The organism is Myxococcaceae bacterium JPH2 (genome assembly GCA_016458225.1).
GTDB lineage: Bacteria > Myxococcota > Myxococcia > Myxococcales > Myxococcaceae > Citreicoccus.
Genome location: JAEMGR010000005.1, coordinates 770,062 through 788,457 on the forward strand (window position 1 = coordinate 770,062; position 18,396 = coordinate 788,457).

Here is an 18,396-nt window from a genome sequence, read left to right on the forward strand (position 1 = left end):
GAGCGGTCCCCACGCTCAATCACAGTCGTAGTTCGGAGGCGCCTCTCCCGGCGCGAGGCGCGAGGGAGCGGGACCGCCCGCCGCCGCGAGCGCCTCGCCACAGTCCAGCGCCGCGTCGCGCGAGAAGTGGCGGTAGAGCACGCACGAGGCGCGCTCGATGAAGAAGGCCTGCTTGGGCCAGTCCGGCCCGTGCGCGGCCAGCAGCGCCACCGCGTAGCGCCGGCCATCTGGCAGGGTCACCAGCCCCACCTCGTTGAGGACGTTGTAGCGCGCGTCATCCGAGCAACACCCCGGAGGCAGCCAGCCGCCCTTGTGCTGCAACGACGCCCGCGCGGCGGCGGGCAAGCGCGTGCCCAACCAACCGCCACAGCCCTCGCGCGGCGTGAGCAGCATCCAGGCGCGCAGCCGCTCCGTCCGCTCGGCATCCAGCAACTCGCCCCGGTCCAGGCGCCGAAGGAAGGACACCGCGTCCGCCGCGCAGAAGTAGTTGTCATTGCCCAGCGCGCGCGGCGAGTTCGTCGCCCAGCGCGGCTTGCCGTAGTTCCACTTGGTGAGCGCCGTGTGCTCCAGCCCCAGCCCGTGCAGATAGACGTTGATGGCGTCCGGGCCGCCCACCAGGTCGATGACCTCTCCAGAGGCCTCGTTGTCGGACGTGCGGAAGACCTTCTCCGCGCGCGGCGACACCTGGGACAGCGCCACGTCTCGCAACGCCGCCGCCACCCAGAACACCTTGGCCGAGCTGGCGGACACATGCGGCACCGTGTCCGCCGCGCCCGCGTACTCGCCCGTGCCCACCTCCTGCACCGCGAGCGCCACGTCCGAGCCCGGAGCCAGCCGCGCGGCCTCCTGCACGAGCCCGTCCACCACGCCCTGCAACGAGGGCCGAGGCGCCTCCGAGGACACCGGCGCCGTCGCACACCCCAGCACGAGCCCCGCCGTGCACACCCAAGCCGCGCGCATCATCAGCCTCCGTGGATGAAGTGGTGCACCTGCTCCAGCACCAACGCCGTCACCAGCCCGCCGTAGGTCCCCAGCACGTAGCCCAGCACCGCCAGCAGCACACCCACCGGCGCGAGCGCGGGGTGGAACGCCGCCGCCACCACCGACGCGGACGCGGTGCCCCCCACGTTCGCCTGCGAGCCCACCGCCGCGAAGAACACCGGCGCGCGCAGGTAGCGCCGCACGCCCATGGTGACTCCCGCGTGGATGACCATCCAGAGCGCGCCCACCGCCACCAGCGCGGGCGCGTCCAGCAGCTTGCGGAACTCCGCCTGGGCTCCGATGGTGGCCACCAGCAGGTAGAGGAACAGCGAGCCCATGCGGCTGGCGCCCGCGCCCTCCAGCTTCCGCACCGGCGTGAAGGACAGCACCACGCCCGCCGTCGTCACGAGCAGCACCACCCACGTGAAGCCCGTCACCACCGTGCCGATGTCCGGCAGCCGCGCCGCGAGCGCGGTGGCCGCCACGGTGACGCCGAAGGCGATGGTCACCATCCACATCAGGTCCGGCAGGCTCGCGGGCCGCGCGGTGCCCGCTTGGAGTCGAGCCGCCTCCTCACGCACCGCCTCCAGCGCGCGCCGGTCCGCGCCGATGCGCGCGTCCATGGCCAGCTCCCGACCCGCGAAGGACAGCAGCACCGCCGTCCACACGTTGGAGACGCCCACGTCCACCACCACCATCATGCTGAGGATGCTGTCGAGCGCGCCCACGCTCTGGCCAATGGCCACGAAGTTCGCGCTGCCGCCAATCCACGAACCGCTGAGCGCCGCGAGCCCCTTCCACGCCTGGTCCCCCAGCTCCGCCGGCACCAGCCGCCCGAGCACGAGGTACGCCAGCGGACCGCCCACCATGATGCCCAGCGTGCCCGCCAGGAAGAGCACCACCGCGTCGCGACCGAGCCTCGCGATGCCGGGCAGGTCCACCGAGAGCACCAGCAACACGAGACTGCCGGGCAGCAGGTACGTCCGCACGAAGCGGTACAGCTCCGACTGCGTGGGGATGACGCCCAGGTTCGACAAGAGCGTGGGCACGAAGTACGCGAACACCAGCAGCGGCACGACCTGGAACAGCCGGCCTCCCGCCCGCGTCCGCTCCACCGCGTAGAGCGCCGACAGCACGGTGAGCAGCACGGCCAGCACCGCCATCGGGTCCTGGATGAGCGCGGCCTTCATGAAGCGGCCCGGAGTTCGACGCCCAGTCCGGCGCCGCTCCCGAGCTGGATGCGCCCCGCCACCACGGGGTGCCCCACGAAGGGGTCCTCCGCCAGCAGCAGGTTGCCGTCCAGGTCCACCCAGTCCACCAGCGGCGCGAGCTGCGCGCCCGCCGCGATGCCCACGCCCGTCTCCACCATGCAGCCCAGCATCACCTTCAGCCCGCACGCGCGCGCGGTCTCGATGATGCGCAGCGCCTCGCGGATGCCACCGCACTTCTGCAGCTTCACGTTGATGCCGTGGTAGCCCTCCACCAGCCGAGGCACGTCGCCCGCCATGGACAGGGCCTCGTCCGCCACCAGGGGCAGGGGCGAGCGCGCGCGCAGCCACTTCGCGCCCTCCACGTCCGCCGCGGGCAGCGGCTGCTCCACCAACTCCACGCCCTGCGAGGCCAACCACTCGATGTGCGCCAGCGCCTCATCGGGGCGCCACGCCTCGTTGGCGTCCACGCGGATGGGCTGCCGCGTGTGGGCCCGCACGGCGCCGAACGTCTCACGCACGCGCTCCGCGCCCAGCTTCACCTTGAGGACCGCGAAGTCCGCCGCCTCGCGGACCTTGAGCGCGAGCGCCTCGGGCACATCGATGCCGATGGACATGGACGTGGCCGGCATCCGCGTCGGCGTGACGCCCAGCATCCGATACAGCGGCGCGCCCAAGAGCTTCCCCGCCAGGTCATGCAGCGCGAGGTCCACGGCCGCCTTCGCCGCGTGGTTGCCGGGCAGCGCCGCCTCCAGCGCTTCGGAGAGGTCGCGAAAGCAGCGCGGGTCACGCCCCTCCAATACCGGGGCCAGCACCTGGAGCGCGGCGGTCACCGTCTCCGCGGACTCGCCATAGCGCACGTTGGGCGCGGCCTCGCCGTGGCCCACGTGGCCCTCGGCGCGGAGCTCCACGAGCACGTTGCGCTTCGAGGTGCTCGTCCCTCGCGCGATGGTCCAGGCGTGACGCAGCGGCAGCTCGACGGTGCGAAAACTCAGAGGTGCGGACATCGGTGCGGTCTCCCGTTGCGGAGGCTCGACACGCGGGCGTTCAAGCCACCCCCGCGCACGAGCCCCATCTCGACTTCTCCTCGCTTCGAGCCTCGACCCGCGCGCCCACCGTGACGCCCCTCCAGAATCCGTTGCCCCCGCGACCGCGTGTCGTGGTGCGCACGCTACAATGAACCCGCGTCCTCCACCCGCGTTCCGCACGGTTGCCATGCGCTCCTTGCTTTGTCTCTGGTTGATCCTCATCCCCGGGCTCTGCCTCGCGGATGGTCCCCGCGAGGCCGCGGAGATGCGCGCGCTGCTCGCGGAGCTGGTCGCCGCTGACACCTCCAATCCTCCCGGCAACGAGGTCGCGGCGGCCCGAGTCGCGGCGCGGTGGCTGAAAGAAGCGGGCATCGAGTCGGAGCTCCTCGAGCCCTCGCCTGGACGCGGCAACCTCCTGGCGCGACTGAAGGGAAAGGGCGCAGGTCGGCCCGTGCTGGTGGTGGCGCATCTGGACACCGTGCCCGCCGTGCGCGCCGAGTGGGAGAGCGACCCGTGGGTCCTCACCGAGAAGAACGGCCTGCTCTACGGCCGCGGCGTCCAGGACAACAAAGGCATGGTGGCCGCCAGCGTCCTCGCGCTGCGTCGGCTGAAGCGCGAGGGCACGCCCCTGTCGCGCGACGTGGTGCTCTACCTGGGCGCGGATGAGGAGGTGGGCTCCGGTCAGGGCCTGGACTGGATGCTGGAGCACCGGCCCGAGCTGCGCGAGGCGGAGTTCGCGCTCAACGAGGGCGGCCTCACGGAGCTGACCCGCGACCGGCGCCGCGTGCTCTTCGTCGCCGTGCAGGCCGCGGAGCGCGTGTCGCGCAACGTCGTCCTGAGGGCGAAGGGCCCCGGAGGCCACTCGTCCGCGCCGCCCGTGGAGCCGGGCCCCCTGGTGCGCGTGGCGCAAGCGGTGGCGCGCGTGGGCACGCTCACCTTTCCCGCGCGCCTGACGCCCGCCACCCGCCTCCACGTCCAGGGCCGCGCCGCCGTCACGCCGGGCGAGCTGGGACAAGCGCTGCGCCGCATCGCCGCCGCGCCGGACGCTCCCGCCCAGGAGGACGTGGACACCGTCGCGCGCCTGGAGCCCGCGCTGGGCGCGGTCCTGCGCACCACCTGCGTGCCCACCCTCTTCCAAGCGGGCACGCGCCCCAACGTCATCCCCGCCTCCGCCGAGGCCACGCTCAACTGCCGCCTGCTGCCCGATGATGACGCCCGCGCCGTTCGCGAGCGCATCGTCGCCACCATCGCGGACCCCACCCTCCAGGTGGACATGGACGTGAGTCCGCCCGACTCGCCCATGTCCCCCGTGGGAGACAACGCGCTGTTCCGCGCCGTGACGTCCGCCGCCGCGCGCGTGTGGCCCGGGGTGCCCGTCATCCCCCGCATGTCCACCGGCACCACCGAGTCCGCCACGCTGCGCCGCGCGGGCATCCACGCGTATGGCATCGACCTGTTCGCGCTCACGCCCGACGACGCGCGCACCGCCCACGCGCCCGGCGAGCGCATCCCCGTGGGGTCGCTGCAACCCGGCGCGGAGTACGTCTACCTGACGCTGAAGCACCTCGCGAAGGAGGGTGCGACGCCGAAGTCCGCGGGCTCCTTGTGAGGGCCGCGCCGCGCCTGACAGACTCGCGCGCGTGAACGCACGCGCCCGCTGGCTGACCGCCTTGTTGCTCTCCCTCGCGACGGCATGCGCCTCGCAGCCGCCCTCGTCGCTCCCGGGTTCCTCCACCGATGACGGCCCCACCACGCGCCAGTGGCGGCGCGGCGCGGAGGCGCGGGACTTCGAGCGCTTCACGCGCGACGGCACGACCCTCACGGCGGACGGCGCGCTCGTCCTGGGCGACACGGCCCACGCGAGCACGGTGCCCTTCCCCACCGGCGCGCCACCGGACGCGGGCACCGGCGCCACGCTCGACGCCTATCGCGTAGGCACGGCGGTCTCCGAGGTTCAGGCCGTCTCGGGAGGCTTCGACAGCGTCGTGCCGTCGTTCGAGGCGCAGACGCCGCCGGGCACCTGGGTGCAGGTCTGGGTGGCCGCGCGCATCGAGGGGCAATGGACGCGCGACTACGAGCTGGGCGTGTGGGCCTCCGAGCGGGACACCGTGTCGCGCCACAGCGTGAACGCACAGGAGGATGCGGACGGCACCGTGTCCACGGACACGCTGAACCTGAAGCGCCGCGCGGACGCCTTGCGCGTGACGGTGGGCCTCTACTCCACGCGGCCGGAGGCGAGCCCTCGCGTGCGCGCGCTCTCCGCCGCGGTGACGGACACCCGCCGCACGGCCGAGGACTCGGCCTCCGAGCGCACGGCGTGGGGCACCGCGCTGGAGGTGCCGGGGTACTCGCAGATGCTCTATCCGGACGGCGGCGAGGTCTGGTGCTCGCCCACGTCCACCACGATGTTGCTGGGCTACTGGAGCCGCAAGCTGGGCCGCGCCAACCTGGAGGAGCCCGTGCCCCAGGCCGCGGCGCACACGTATGACGTCGCGTACCAGGGCACGGGGAACTGGAGCTTCAACACCGCCTACGCCTCGGCGCGCGGCAGCGGCGAACTGCAGGGACTGGTGGCCCGGCTCGACACCTTCGCGCAGGTGGAGCGCCTCATCGCGGCGGGAATCCCGGTGAGCATCAGCATCGCGTTCGAGGAGGGCCAGCTCACGGGCGCGCCCTCGCGGCGCACGGACGGACACCTCATCGTCGTGCGCGGCTTCACGCCCGAGGGAGACGTCCTCTGCAACGACCCCGCGGCCCGCAGCAACGAGGGCACGGCCGTCACCTACCGGCGCTCGGAGCTGTGGCGAGCGTGGAGACACTCGCGCGGCGCGGCGTATGTCCTGTGGCCCACGGGCACGCCGCTGCCTCCCGACGTGGTGGAGTGGCTGCGCTAGCGAGACCGGCAGAGAGGCGGCGCGCTCGCTCCGCCTGCTCGCCCCGGTGCTTCGCGCCCTGAAATCGCGACGCCGCGGTGTTCAGCTAGGCGGGGAGCCGTCGCCGCGCGAGCAGCACTGCCGTGGCCTCGGCTCCCACCACCGCGGGAGTCGAGGATGTTGCAGTCCCTCTGCGACAGGGGTGTGCGGGAAATCCATCGCGGGCACCGGTACCTCGTGTTGCGAGGACACCTGCCGGGCGGTGAGCTCCGGGTCATCAAGCAGGTGCGCGCCGGGCCGCTCGCGGTGGGCAGCGGCGCCATGCTGCGGCACGAGTACGCGCTGCTGCGGTCCCTGCAAGGAGGCATCCCGGGGGTGGCCCGCCCGGTCGCGCTGGAGGAGGACGCGGCGCATCGGCCCGTGCTCGTCCTGGAGGACGTGGGCCCGGAGAACCTCCAGCAGTGGACGCGGCGCCGGCCCGTGACGGTGGAGACCTTCCTGACCATGGCCACGCAGCTCGCGGCCATCGTCGCGCGGCTGCACCGTCAGCACGTCATCCATCGCGACCTCAACCCCACCAACATCGTGGTGGCCGCTGGCGGCGGGCAGGTCACCCTCATCGACTTCGACCTGTCCACGAAGGTCTCCGGCCTGTCGCCGCCCGACGAGAGCCCCGGGGAGCTGCCGTGGGCCCTGCCCTACGTGTCCCCCGAGCAGACCGGGCGGATGAGCCGGCCCATCGACCATCGCGCCGACCTCTACTCGCTGGGCGCGACGTTCTACGAGCTGCTCACGGGCCAGCCCCCCTTCCTCGCCACGGATCCCGCCGAGCTGGTGCACGCGCACCTCGCGCGCCCGCCGGTCCCTCCCACGTTCGCCAACCCCACCGTGCCGCAGCCGCTGTCGGACATCGTGCTGCGGCTGCTCGCGAAGATGCCCGAGGCGCGCTACCAGAGCGCGGAGGCCCTCCTCGCGGACCTGGAGGAAGCGCGCCGCCGCTGGAGCACGGGACGCGCGGAGTCCTTCGAGCTGGGACGCGTGGACCTTGCCCGACAGCTCGTCGTCTCCGAGCACCTCCACGGACGCGAGCGCGAACAAGCCGAGCTGAGCGCGGCCCTGGAGCGCGTGCGCCACGGCCCCAGTGAGACGGTGCTCATCACCGGCAACGCGGGCGTGGGCAAGTCGTCGCTCGTCCGAGACCTCCAGCGCCGGGCCCCCCCGGGAGACCGCTTCCTCTTCGGGAAGTTCAACGCGCTCCAGGGCAACGTTCCCTATGCCGCGTTCGTGGAGTCCTTCCAGTCACTCTTCCACGCGCTGCGCGAGGAGCCCGAGTCTGTGCGCGAGCTGCTGCGGCGACGCCTGCTCGACGCGGTGGGGGACTCGCTGCGCGTCATCCGCGACGTCGTGCCGGAGCTGGAGTCCTTGATGGGCGCCCTGCCTCCGCCTCCGGAGCTGGGCGCGGTGGAGGCCGCCGCGCGATTCCACCTCGCGTTCCAGTCCTTCGTCCAGGCGCTCCCCGAGCCCGGTCAGACGCTGGTGCTCTTCCTGGACGACCTCCAGTGGGCGGACTCCGGTTCGCTCCAGCTCCTGCAGAGCCTGATGCGAGACCCCGACTCGCGGCGGGTGCTGCTGGTCGCGGCCTACCGCCCCGATGAGGTCGAACCCGAGCATCCGCTCGCGCACGTGCTGGCCGCCCTGCGCATCCCGCAGGTGATGCGACACCAGACCCTCGCGCTCGCGCCGCTGACCCTGGAAGCGCTCACGCGATTGTGCGCGGAGACCTTCCGCCGCGCGCCCGAGGGGGTCTGTCCGCTCGCGGATCTCCTGCTGCGCAAGACCGCGGGCAACCCCCTCTTCATCCGCCGCCTCCTGCGCGACCTGCACCAGGATGGCCTGCTCAGCTTCGACCTGGAGCGGGGCGTCTGGGATTGGGACCTCGCGCGGCTGGAACGGGTGGAGGTGACGGAGAACGTGGTCGAGCTGATGCGCGACTCCATCCGCCGACTCCCACCGCGCGCCCAGGACGTGCTCAAGGTCGCCGCGTGCCTGGGAGACCGCGTGGAACTCTGGCTGCTGTCCGCGCTGGTGGGCGCACCCGAGGACGAGTCCGCCTCCGCGCTGTGGAGCATCCTGCGCGAGGGCCTGCTCATCCCCGAGCAGGAGGCGCCTCGTGCCCTGCGCGTGGACGGCCCACCGCTGCCGGGAGCCCCTCCGCCTCAGGACGCCACGTACCGCTTCGCGCACGACCGCGTCCGGCAAGCCGCCTACGCCCTGCTGTCGGACACGCAGCGAAAGCGACTGCATCGCGAGGCGGGGCGCCTGCTCTTGCGAGGAGCCTCGGGTGAGCTGCTCGATGCGCGGCTGTTCGCCGTGGTGGACCACCTCCACCTGGGCGCGGAGGCCGTGAGCGGATCCGCGGAGCGACTGCAATGGGTGGGGCTCAATGGTCAGGCGGGCCGCAAGGCCAAGGCGGCCTCCGCGTTCGGCGAGGGACTGGTGTACCTCTTGCGCGCCATCGACCTCCTGCCCCCCTCGCTGTGGCCGTCCCGCCGCGCCCAGGTGTTCTCCCTGCATCAGGACGCGGCGCTGTGCGCGTACCACTCGGGCGAGCCCGCGCTGGCCACGCGGCTGGTGCGCACCGCGCTGGAGCACGCCGCGAACCGGTTGGAGCAGGTGGACCTCTATGCCCTCCAGACGCTCGCGAGCCTGGCGAACGCGGACCTGGCGCAGGCCGCGCACTGGGGGCAAGCGGGGCTGAGCCTCTTCGGGGTGGAGTTCCCAGAGCACGACCGCGAGGCCGCGCTGGCGGCGGAGCTGGCCGCCGTGCCCGGCAACATGCGAGGCCGCTCCCCGGAGGAGCTGCTGAGCGCGCCGCGCATGGAGAACCCCGAGCACCTCGCGCGCGTGAGACTCCTGTCGGAGTTCATCAGCGCGGCGCTGCTGCTGGACCCCACCCTCTTTGCCCTGGCCAACACCCGCGCCTTGAACCTCCTGCTGACCGAGGGCAACGCGCCGTGGGCGCCCGTGGTGTACGCCGGCCACGGCATGGTGCTGGCGACACTCGGAGACCTGGAGGGTGGCAACGCCTTCGGGAACCTGGGCGTGGAGCTGGCGCGGCGTATGGGGGATGCGCGCATGGAGTGCCGCGCGCTGCTCTCGCTCACGCTGCACATCCAGCACTGGCGCGCGCCGCTGCGCACCAGCCTGCCGCTGATGCGCCGAGCCACGGCCACGGGGATGGCCAGCGGTGACTTCCAATCCACCGCCTACGCGCTCACCACCGCGCTCACCATCGAGCTGGCCATGGGGACCGAGCTGGCGCGGGTGATGGGCTCCGTCGTCGGCACGCTCTCCTTCCTGCGCAAGAGCGGCGTGCGGGCCACGACCGACGCGGTCATCGTCTGCCGCCAGTTCATCCGCAGCCTCCAGGGACTCACGCACCAGGTCGCCCGCTTCGACGACGACGACTTCCGCGAGCAGGCCCTGCTCGACACGCCCCACATGGCGCCGTCGGTGCGCCACCTGCTCGCCTCGCTGCGCATGGAGGCCGCGTACCTGCTGGGCGACCTGGACGAAGCCCAGCGCATGGCTGACGCGACCGTGCCCCTCGTGGAGCATGCCCGCGGCTTCTTCCGCTCCGTGGAGAGCGCCTTCTTCCTCGCGTTGACGCTCACCGCGCGCGACGACGCGCCCGCCCGCACCGTCGCGCGGGTGACGCCCTCTCTGGCGCAGCTCGCGGCGTGGGCCACGCAGTGTCCGGAGAACTTTCGTCACAAGCATCGGCTCGTCGCCGCCGAGCTGGCCCGGCTGGAGTCTCGCCCCACCGAGGCGATGGCGCTGTACGACGAGGCCATCGACGGCGCGCACACCGAGGGCTTCCTGCGCGACGAGGCGCTGGCGAACGAGCGCGCGGGGCGCTTCTACCTGTCGCTCGGGAGACGCCGCTTCGCGCTGCTCCACCTGCGGGCCGCGCTGGAGACGTATGCGCGCTGGGGCGCGAGCGCGAAGGTGGCCCTGCTGGAAGAGGAGTTCCCCGGCCTCAAGCTCTCCAACGAGGGGGCCGCACGCCTCGCCCCCGATGCCTCGCTGGACCTGAGCAGCCTGCGCAAGGCCTCCGAGACGCTGATGGGCGAGGTGGTGCTGGACCGCCTCTTGGAGAAGCTCATGGCGGTGTGCTTCGAGGTCGCCGGGGCGACGCGGGGCGCCTTGGTGCTCGATGAAGACGGCGCCCTCGTGGTCCGCGCCGTGGGCGTCACGTCCGAGCCCGTCGGGCTGGAGCGCGTGGCGCTGGCCGCGTCCGATCAAGTCCCTGCTTCGCTGGTGGAGCACGCGTGGCGCACGGGGGAGACGCTGGTGTTGTCGGACGCCGCGCACCAGGGGCGCTTCGTCGCGGACCCCTACGTCGCGCGCCGCGAGGTGAAGTCCGCGCTCGCCGTCCCCATCCTCCGGCACGGTCGCGCCGTGGGCGTGCTGTACCTGGAGAACGAGCTGGCCACGCGCACCTTCTCGCCCGAGCGGGTGGGCGTGCTCCGGACGCTCTCATCCCAGCTCGCCATCTCCCTGGAGAACAGCCAGCTCTTCGAGCAGCTCAAGGTGGAGGTGCAGGAGCGCCGACGCGCGGAGCAGTCCGTCCGCTTCCTCGCCGAGTCGGGCCTGTCCCTGGCTGAGTCGCTGGACCTGGAGTCCATGCTCGCCCAGGTGACGCGGCTGCTCGTCCCGTTCCTGGCCGACTGGTGCATGGTCACGCTCGTGGAGAAGGATGACCGGCTGCGCGTGCTCGCGCTCGCCCACGCGGACCCCCGCTGGGAGGCGCGGCTGAGACTGCGGCTCGGTCAGGCCCCTCCGGACTGGCATCGGGACATGGACTCGCCCCTGGCCGAGGTGCTGCGCACTGGAACGCCCCGCTTCGCGTCCGACGCCCCGCTCGACGACCCCGCCGCGCCTTCGCGCTTCCAACACGAGCTGCGCGCGATGGGCCTCGGGCCGCTCATGCACGTGCCGCTCACCGCGCGCGGCAAGACGCTCGGGGTGCTCACCTTCGCCTCGTCCGCGACGGGGCATCGCCACGACGAAGCCGACCTGCGACTGGCCCAGGAGCTGGCCCGCCGCGCCGCCGTGAGCATCGACACCGCGCGGCTGTATGGCGAAGCCCAGGACGCCATCCGCGTGCGCGACGAGTTCCTCAGCGTCGCCTCGCACGAGCTGAACACCCCGCTCACCTCCCTGCGGCTGACGGTCCAAGGCGTCCTGCGGCACCTGCCAGCCAACCTGCCGGAGCGCTCACGCAAGGCGCTGCGCATGCTCGACCAGCAGACGCTGAAGCTGGCCCGGCTGGTGGAGGAGCTGCTCGACGTGTCCCAACTCCAGTCCGGTCGGCTGGCGCTCACCGTGGAGTCCGTGGACCTGGCCGCCGTCATCCACGCCGTCGCGGAGCGCCTCCACGAGTCCCTCGCGCAGGCCCACTCGCCGCTCGTGCTGCGCGTGCAAGGCCCCCTGGTGGGACGCTGGGACGCACAGCGCCTGGAGCAGGTCCTGCTCCACCTGCTCTCCAACGCCATGAAGTTCGGCGCCGGGGGACCCATCGAGCTGGCGGCCGGCACCCGCGACGACACCGTGTGGCTCACCGTGAAGGACCAGGGCATCGGCATCGCCCCCGACCGCCTCCCCCACATCTTCGAGCGGTTCGAGCGGGCCGTCTCCGTGCGCGCCTACGGCGGGCTGGGGCTCGGCCTCCATCAGGTCCGGGAGGTCCTCACCGCCCTGGGCGGCACCGTCCAGGTGGAGAGCACCCTGGGGGAGGGCACCCTCGTCACCCTGGAGCTGCCCCGGGCCGGTCCGCAGCGTCCGGATTTCGACATCTGAGCCTCCAAAACCCGGTTTGGAGCGTTCAGAACCTACATTCAAGGCTCTGAAGCCAAGGCTCTTGGCTAAATGCCACGAGATTTAGACTTGATTTCTCGCCAGCAAATGTAAATACCTGTGCCCAGAACTTTCTGGCCCCGCCCACGAAGCGCTCGGCGAGGGCCCACTGCCGGGAGGCATGCTCATGGAGTCGACGAAGCCGCTGCGGGATTTCCTGGAGATTCCCTACGACGAGCTGGAGGTGATGAACCTCCGCGTGAAGGAGCAGCGCATCAAGCGGGAGTCGCCGGAGAAGCTCCGCGACGAGCGCATCAAGTACCTGACGGACGAGAAGCGGATCAAAGCCGTCACCGTGTGCTTCACCGACCTCGAGGGTCGGCTGCACATGCTCGACTACGACAAGAAGTTCCTGCTCAAGAGCGCCGACAACCTCACCTTCGACGGCTCGTCCATCCGGGGCTTCTCCGCGCAGGCGGAGAGCGACCTGCGGCTGAACATCGACTGGGCCTCGTTCTACTGGCTGCCGTCGGACATCTTCGGGCCGGGCAAGGTGCTGGTGTTCAGCGAGGTCCTGGAGCGCGACGGCACGCCGTACCACTCCGACATGCGCGGCCAGCTCAAGCGCTTCACGGACGGCCACTTCCAGAAGGACGGCTCCGTGTTCCACGCGGCGCCGGAGATTGAGGGCTTCCTCTTCAAGGGCCGCGACGCCGAGCGCCACTACCACGAGACGAACCAGTTCGAGTTCATCTCCACGGGCGGCTACTACCACGCGCTGCCGGGAGACTCGCTCCGCACGTTCATCGACAAGGCGGCCGAGGCCCAGCGCGCGATGGGCTTCCAGAACGAGAAGGACCATCCGGAAGTGGCGCCCAGCCAGTTCGAGATGAACTTCACGTACAGCGAGGCGCTCATCGCCGCGGACCAGATCCAGCTCTACAAGCTCCTGTGCCGCCAGGTCGCCGCGCAGATGGGGCTGACCGCGTGCTTCCTGCCCAAGCCCGTGACGGGCGTGAACGGCAACGGCATGCACATGAACATGTCGCTGTCCAAGGGCGGCAAGAACCTGTTCTACGACAAGAACGGGCAGGACGGCCTGTCCGCCGAGGGCTGGTCGTTCATCGACCGCATCCTCACCAACGCGAACGACATCTGCCTGGTGCTCAACTCCAGCGTGAACGCGTACCGCCGGTTGGATCCGCACTTCGAGGCGCCGAATCAGATCAAGGCGAGCGCAAACAACCGCGGCGCCATGGTGCGCATCCCGTTCGGCAACGAGCGCAGCGCGCGCGTCGAGGTGCGCAGCGTGGCTCCGGACTCCAACCCGTACATGGTGCTGCTCACGCTGCTGCGCACCGGCATGGAGGGCCCGCAGCCGCAGGAGGACGCCGAGTCCAAGCGCAGCCGCACGCGCTTCCTGCCGGACAACATCTTCGACGCCGTCCGCCTGTTCAAGGGCAGCCAGTTCGTCGCCCAGATTCTGGGTGAGAACGTGCAGGGCAAGTTCGCCGAGCTGAAGACCGCCTCGGCCGAGCGCAGCCCCAAGCAGCTGGGCACGCGGGTGAAGACCTCGGAGATCCAGTTCCACCACGAGGTGACCAACCAGTACCTCTGGAGCATCTTCTGAGACGCGCGGGTCCTCTTCGGTAGGACCCTCACGGCGCGCGGCCCCTCCCCGGGTCGCGCGCCGTTCGCGTCTTGAAGCGCGTGCAACTCACAGCAGGGACTGGAGCGCCTCCACCACGCGGGGCCACTCCTGGGAGCGCGGGTCGATGAGTTCGTAATGTCCCGTGCCCTCCAGCCGCACGTAGGTGATGGGCGCGCCGAGCGCGGTCCCTCTCGCATGGAAGGCGTCGCTCATCTCCACGGGCACCGTGTCGTCCACCGTCCCGTGCACCAGCACCTGCGGCACCGTCAGCGGCTGGAGCATCGCGGGAGAGGCCACCGCGTAGCGCGCGGGCAGGTCGGTCGCGCCCTCGCCCACGAACGCCGCCACGGCCCCATCACCCAGACGCTTCGCCACGCCCTCTTCCAGGTCCACCACGCCCGCGAGGGACACCACGCCTCGGAGCTTGAGCGGATCCGCTGAGTACAATGGCTGACCAGGCTTCAGCCGAGACCGCGCCGCCAGCCACATGGCGAGCTGCCCGCCCGCGGAGTGGCCCATCACCGCCACGCGGTCCAGGTCCAGCCCGCGCGAAGGCGCCACGGCCCGCAAGTGGTCCAGCCCCGCGGCCACGTCTTCGAGCGTCCCGGGGTAGCCGCCGCCCGCGTGCCCCACGCGACGGAACTCCAGGCTCCACGTCGCGAAGCCTCGACGGGTCAGGTCCGCGCAGAGGTGGCCAGCGTGCTCCAGCCCGTACTTCGCGCGCCAGAAGCCGCCGTGCACGAAGACCACCACCGGGTGCGGACCCGGGCCCTCGGGCACTCGAAGCTCCGCGAACCGGTGCGGCCCCTCGCCATAGGCGATGCGCTCATCGGGGGGCGGCTGCGGCTCGTCGAGGACCCAGGTGGAGTTCATCCCGGCATCTTCCGGAGGGACTCATTCCTCGGCAAGCGCGCCGCGCACGGCGGTGAGGAGCAGGTCGTACTTCCCCCCGAGGAACGTGCGGAAGCCGTGCTGGTGCAGGTAGCGGCGATAGAACGACAGGTCCTTCACCACCAACGACAGGTCTGGCTCGCGCAGGTTGCGCACCCGCGCGCCATAGACGACCTCGCCTTCGCGGAAGCGCGAGTTGGGGAAGCCCAGCACCAGCGCCGCCGCGGGCTCCAGGTGCTCCTGCACCAGCTTGCGCAGGAGCGCGTGGTCCTCCACCCCCGGGCTCTGCAGCGTGCCCACCGACACCACGAGGTGGAAGCGCCCGAGGTCCGGCGGCAGCGCGTTCAGGTCCGCGACGTGGAAGGAGTGCCGAGCGTCCGGGAAGCGCGCCCGCGCCTCGGCGAGCGCCGTGGCGCTGTGATCCACGCCGACGAAGGCGACGTCTTGGAGTCCCTCGAACCACGCGAAGGTCTCCAGCTCGTCACCTCGGTTGACGCCCAGGTCCAGCACGCGCGCACCGGGAGGAAGCCGCAGTCGCCCCAGCGCTTCGAGCCACGGCAAGAGAAACCCCGCGTCCTCGAACTTGCGCAGCGCGGAGAACGCCGAGCCCGCACCGTATCGCTCCTGCCGGGGCGTGGACTCCGAGGACGCAGCGCCATGCCAGGACGCCTCGGCGCCCAGCGGCTCGAACGTCAACGCGATGTGCGTGGCGTCCACGGAGCGCGGCGTGAGCAGACGGCACGACAATCCTTCCGCCAGGTCACACCACGAACGGAAGGAACGGTGGACGAGCGTTCCCTCCGGCCCGACTCGCGCCCCCGGATACTCACCGCGCCCCAGGTCTGGATCCGCAACCTCGATGCACACCCGCGGCTCACCGCGAGCCAGTGCCTCGCGAATGTGGCGCACCACGAGGACGAGGGGCTCGGCATGGAAGCGGCGCGGAGCAGCGGATGACGTGAGGCTCGACATGGCCCCGGCAGCGTAGGGGCTCCGCTGAACCCAGGGACGGAAATCCACTGTCGCGTTCCTCCGCGACACCGCAACAGCAGCGCTCTGTGTTCAATGTCGACATGACACGGCTGTGCTATTTTTCAAGATAATCAGGCTTGGCCTGAAATTGGAGGATGGATGCGCAGAGCCGTAGGTGTTGCGTCGATGTGGGTGATGGCCGTGACCTGGGCGGGCTGTGAGGTACGCGAGGTCGAGCCCCCGGGTTCCACCGACCTCAAGGCCCAGAGCGCCCTGGTCTCCGAGGGCTACCGCCACGGGATGACCTGGCGGGTGTTTGAACAGAGGGGCCTCTATGTCGACATGGGCGCGGATGGGCAGAGCAATGCCTATCTCGGTGACACCACGACGGACACGGCCTTGCCCGTGCTCTGCCTCAAACAAGATGGGCGCGCGGCTCCAACTGGGTTCACCTTCACCGCCAACAATGGATGGGCCGCCGGAGAAGTGAAGCTCACCCCGGCCATCCCCGCCTTGGTGCTGACCTCACCCGAGCTGGCGGACACGATGTGCGCCGAGACCTTTGGCCCGGGCTGGCAGATGGCCGAGTTCCACGATGGAGGGGGTGGCTGGGCCTATTGGGCCCAAGGCACGCTTCCCACCACAAGTCGGTTCTGGGTCTCCATCAATGACCAACCGGCCAATCCTTGGAACTCCACCGGCGTCATCCCCCCTACGCCCGCCCCACCGAAGTTCTTCGAGAACGAGAACGCATTGCCAGGGCGGTTCATCGTCATGCTGCCGGACAGCACCGCAGCACAGAACGTAGCAGCACTGGCTCAGACCCTGGCGACGGCATACAGCGGCACGGTGGAGGATACCTACCCAGGGCTGCCCGGTTTCACGTTCCTCGGAGTGGACGCGAAAGCTCGCGCACTCAGCTTGGACACCCGCGTGGACTCCGTGGAGCAGGACAGCGAGGGCAGCGCGCAACAGGCCACCAGTGGAGTCCAACAGTCCCCCGACTGGGGGTTGGACCGGATCGACCAACGGTTGCGTCCCGTCGACTACCGGTATCAGTACAACACCACGGCCGCGGGAGTGAATGTCTATGTCCTGGACACGGGTCTGCGGCGTTCGCACGTCGAGTTCGAGGGTCGTGCCATCCAGGCTGTCGACTTCGTCCGCATCTTTGGCCAGCGCGAGGACTGCAATGGGCACGGCACGAGTGTGGCCAGCGTCATCGGGGGAAAGACGACGGGCGTCGCAAAGGCCGCGAAGATCATCTCGGTGCGCGTCGCTGGCTGCAAAGGAACTGCCTACAACCCCGCCGTGTCGCTCGTGAATTCCACCCTGGTTGCGGGAATGGACTGGGTGGCGCGCAACCACGTAAAGCCCGCAGTGGCCAACATCAGCTATGGCTCCTCCCCAGGCTTCTTCCGTCGCTGGCTCAACTGGAAGACCCCCACCGACAAGGCTGTCCTGCGAGCGATTCAGGCAGGAGTCACCGTGGTCATCTCGGCTGGCAACGAAGACAAGGACGTCGAGCGGTCCTCTCCAGGCCGCCTGCGTGAAGCCATCACCGTGGGCGCAACGGACCAGAGCGACAAGCGCTCACAGTTTTCCAGTGGCGCTTCGAACTACGGCGCGGGCGTGGACATCTTCGCCCCGGGTTCCCATATCCTCTCGGCCGATATCGGCTCCGACACGAGCTACTCGACCGGCTCTGGCACCTCGCTGGCGGCTCCCTTCGTCGCGGGAGCGGCGGCGCTCTACCTGCAAGATCACCCCTTGGCCTCTCCCAACGAGGTGGCCACGGCCCTCTACAACAACGCCACGCCCAACCTGGTGGTGGACCCTCGCGGCTCCGTGAATCGACTGTTGATGACGCTGCCCATGGTGGTCCGCCCCCAGGACGTGGGCGTCATCGCGCCCGCCACGGGGTGCCCCGCGAACAGCCCTGCGCTGCAGTTCAACCTGGACAACGAAGACAAGCGCGCCAGCAGCTATGTCAGCGGCTGGGTGGGCGGCACCGTGATGACTGGGAACTCGGACACCCAGCTCAACTTCTGCCGGGTGGACGGGGTGTTGTTTCATTCCCTCTTGGCGTCGAGCGATTCACGCAGCAACTACGCGGTCTTGAAGCTGGGCACGCAGTGCCCCACGGGGTCGGTGGAGTTCTCTCGGTACTTCGACAACGAGGACCGCAACAACCTCAACTCGTATCTCGGCAACATCGCCCCCAACACCATGGATGGGAACACGCGCATGTACTTCTGCCTCTTCCGAGGCGGAGGGACCGTCGCCTTGAGGCTGCCCTCGCTCGGCTTCGAGTATGGCGTCTTCGCGGAACCCGGCTTCGCCGTCGCCGCGGCCACGGGGCTCATCCACACGGACGATGAGGACACCCAGAACATCAATGGCTATTCAGCCGACCCCGCGTGGTTCTCCGCGGCGACGGCCATTGTCAGCGATGGCGGAAACACGGACCTGCACACGGCCAAGGCAGGGTTCCCCCTGTGCGGCGATGGCACCTGCAATGGCGTGGAGAGCCCCGTCACCTGCGCCGCCGACTGCCACACGGTGTGCGGCGACAACGTGTGCGAAGCGCCGGAGACGGCCACGTCCTGTGCCTATGACTGTGGCTCGTGCGGCGATGGCGTCTGCGGCTCGGGAGAGCAGACCTGGAACTGCGGCATCGACTGCGGCTACTGCGGCGACGGCACCTGCAGTCCTGGCGAGTCGGGCTTCAGTTGCGACGTCGACTGCGGCTACTGCGGTGACGGCATCTGCGGCAGGAACGAGGACCACTGGACCTGCTTCAATGACTGCTGAGGGACGGCCGCTCTACTTCCAGTGGAGGTGAAGCCGTAGCGCAGCACCCTCGCGTGGTCGTCACCCATGGCACGGTGACGACCCCGCGGCGCCTTCGCCATGCGCGCGGGCTCGCGCTC

General features: G+C 70.5%; 10 protein-coding genes. 5 read left to right on the top strand and 5 right to left on the bottom strand.

Annotation, left to right across the window (positions count from 1 at the left end; all coding sequences use genetic code 11):
• Positions 1-15 precede the first annotated feature (15 nt).
• Genes JGU66_11970 through JGU66_11980 form a run of 3 tightly spaced genes read right to left on the bottom strand, consistent with a single transcriptional unit; the run spans position 16 to position 3,196 of the window.
• Positions 16-960, bottom strand: coding sequence for a serine hydrolase (locus tag JGU66_11970; protein ID MBJ6761484.1), 945 nt, complete (start codon positions 958-960; stop codon positions 16-18).
• 2 nt (positions 961-962) lie between these two features.
• The gene (locus JGU66_11975) at positions 963-2,144 is read right to left on the bottom strand and encodes a DUF819 family protein (GenBank protein MBJ6761485.1); all 1,182 of its coding nucleotides are present in this window, start codon (positions 2,142-2,144) and stop codon (positions 963-965) included.
• Between the two features lie 23 nt (positions 2,145-2,167).
• Complete coding sequence (locus JGU66_11980) at positions 2,168-3,196, bottom strand: dipeptide epimerase (protein MBJ6761486.1); 1,029 nt, start codon at positions 3,194-3,196, stop codon at positions 2,168-2,170.
• A 208-nt stretch (positions 3,197-3,404) separates the two neighbouring features.
• On the opposite strand from JGU66_11980, the gene JGU66_11985 reads away from it, so the two are divergent.
• The 4 genes from JGU66_11985 (at position 3,405) to JGU66_12000 (ending at position 13,579) form a co-directional block, all read left to right on the top strand.
• Positions 3,405-4,826: a M20/M25/M40 family metallo-hydrolase gene (locus tag JGU66_11985; GenBank protein MBJ6761487.1), complete on the top strand. Its 1,422-nt coding sequence runs from the start codon at positions 3,405-3,407 to the stop codon at positions 4,824-4,826.
• Between the two features lie 31 nt (positions 4,827-4,857).
• On the top strand, positions 4,858-6,111 hold the full coding sequence (locus tag JGU66_11990; GenBank protein MBJ6761488.1) for a peptidase C39 family protein: 1,254 nt from the start codon (positions 4,858-4,860) through the stop codon (positions 6,109-6,111).
• A gap of 156 nt (positions 6,112-6,267) precedes the next feature.
• The gene (locus JGU66_11995) at positions 6,268-11,952 is read left to right on the top strand and encodes an AAA family ATPase (protein MBJ6761489.1); all 5,685 of its coding nucleotides are present in this window, start codon (positions 6,268-6,270) and stop codon (positions 11,950-11,952) included.
• 184 nt (positions 11,953-12,136) lie between these two features.
• Positions 12,137-13,579, top strand: a complete 1,443-nt coding sequence (locus JGU66_12000; GenBank protein MBJ6761490.1) for a glutamine synthetase — start codon at positions 12,137-12,139, stop codon at positions 13,577-13,579.
• Between the two features lie 87 nt (positions 13,580-13,666).
• Here JGU66_12000 and JGU66_12005 read toward each other — a convergent pair whose 3' ends face one another.
• Together JGU66_12005 and JGU66_12010 are read right to left on the bottom strand one after the other, a co-directional pair.
• Positions 13,667-14,473, bottom strand: coding sequence for an alpha/beta hydrolase (locus JGU66_12005; protein ID MBJ6761491.1), 807 nt, complete (start codon positions 14,471-14,473; stop codon positions 13,667-13,669).
• Between the two features lie 21 nt (positions 14,474-14,494).
• A complete protein-coding gene (locus tag JGU66_12010) occupies positions 14,495-15,463 on the bottom strand; it encodes a class I SAM-dependent methyltransferase (protein ID MBJ6761492.1) in 969 nt (322 codons plus the stop codon).
• 159 nt (positions 15,464-15,622) lie between these two features.
• On the opposite strand from JGU66_12010, the gene JGU66_12015 reads away from it, so the two are divergent.
• Entirely contained in the window at positions 15,623-18,277 is a 2,655-nt protein-coding gene (locus JGU66_12015) for a S8 family serine peptidase (protein MBJ6761493.1), read from the top strand.
• Positions 18,278-18,396: the final 119 nt, after the last annotated feature.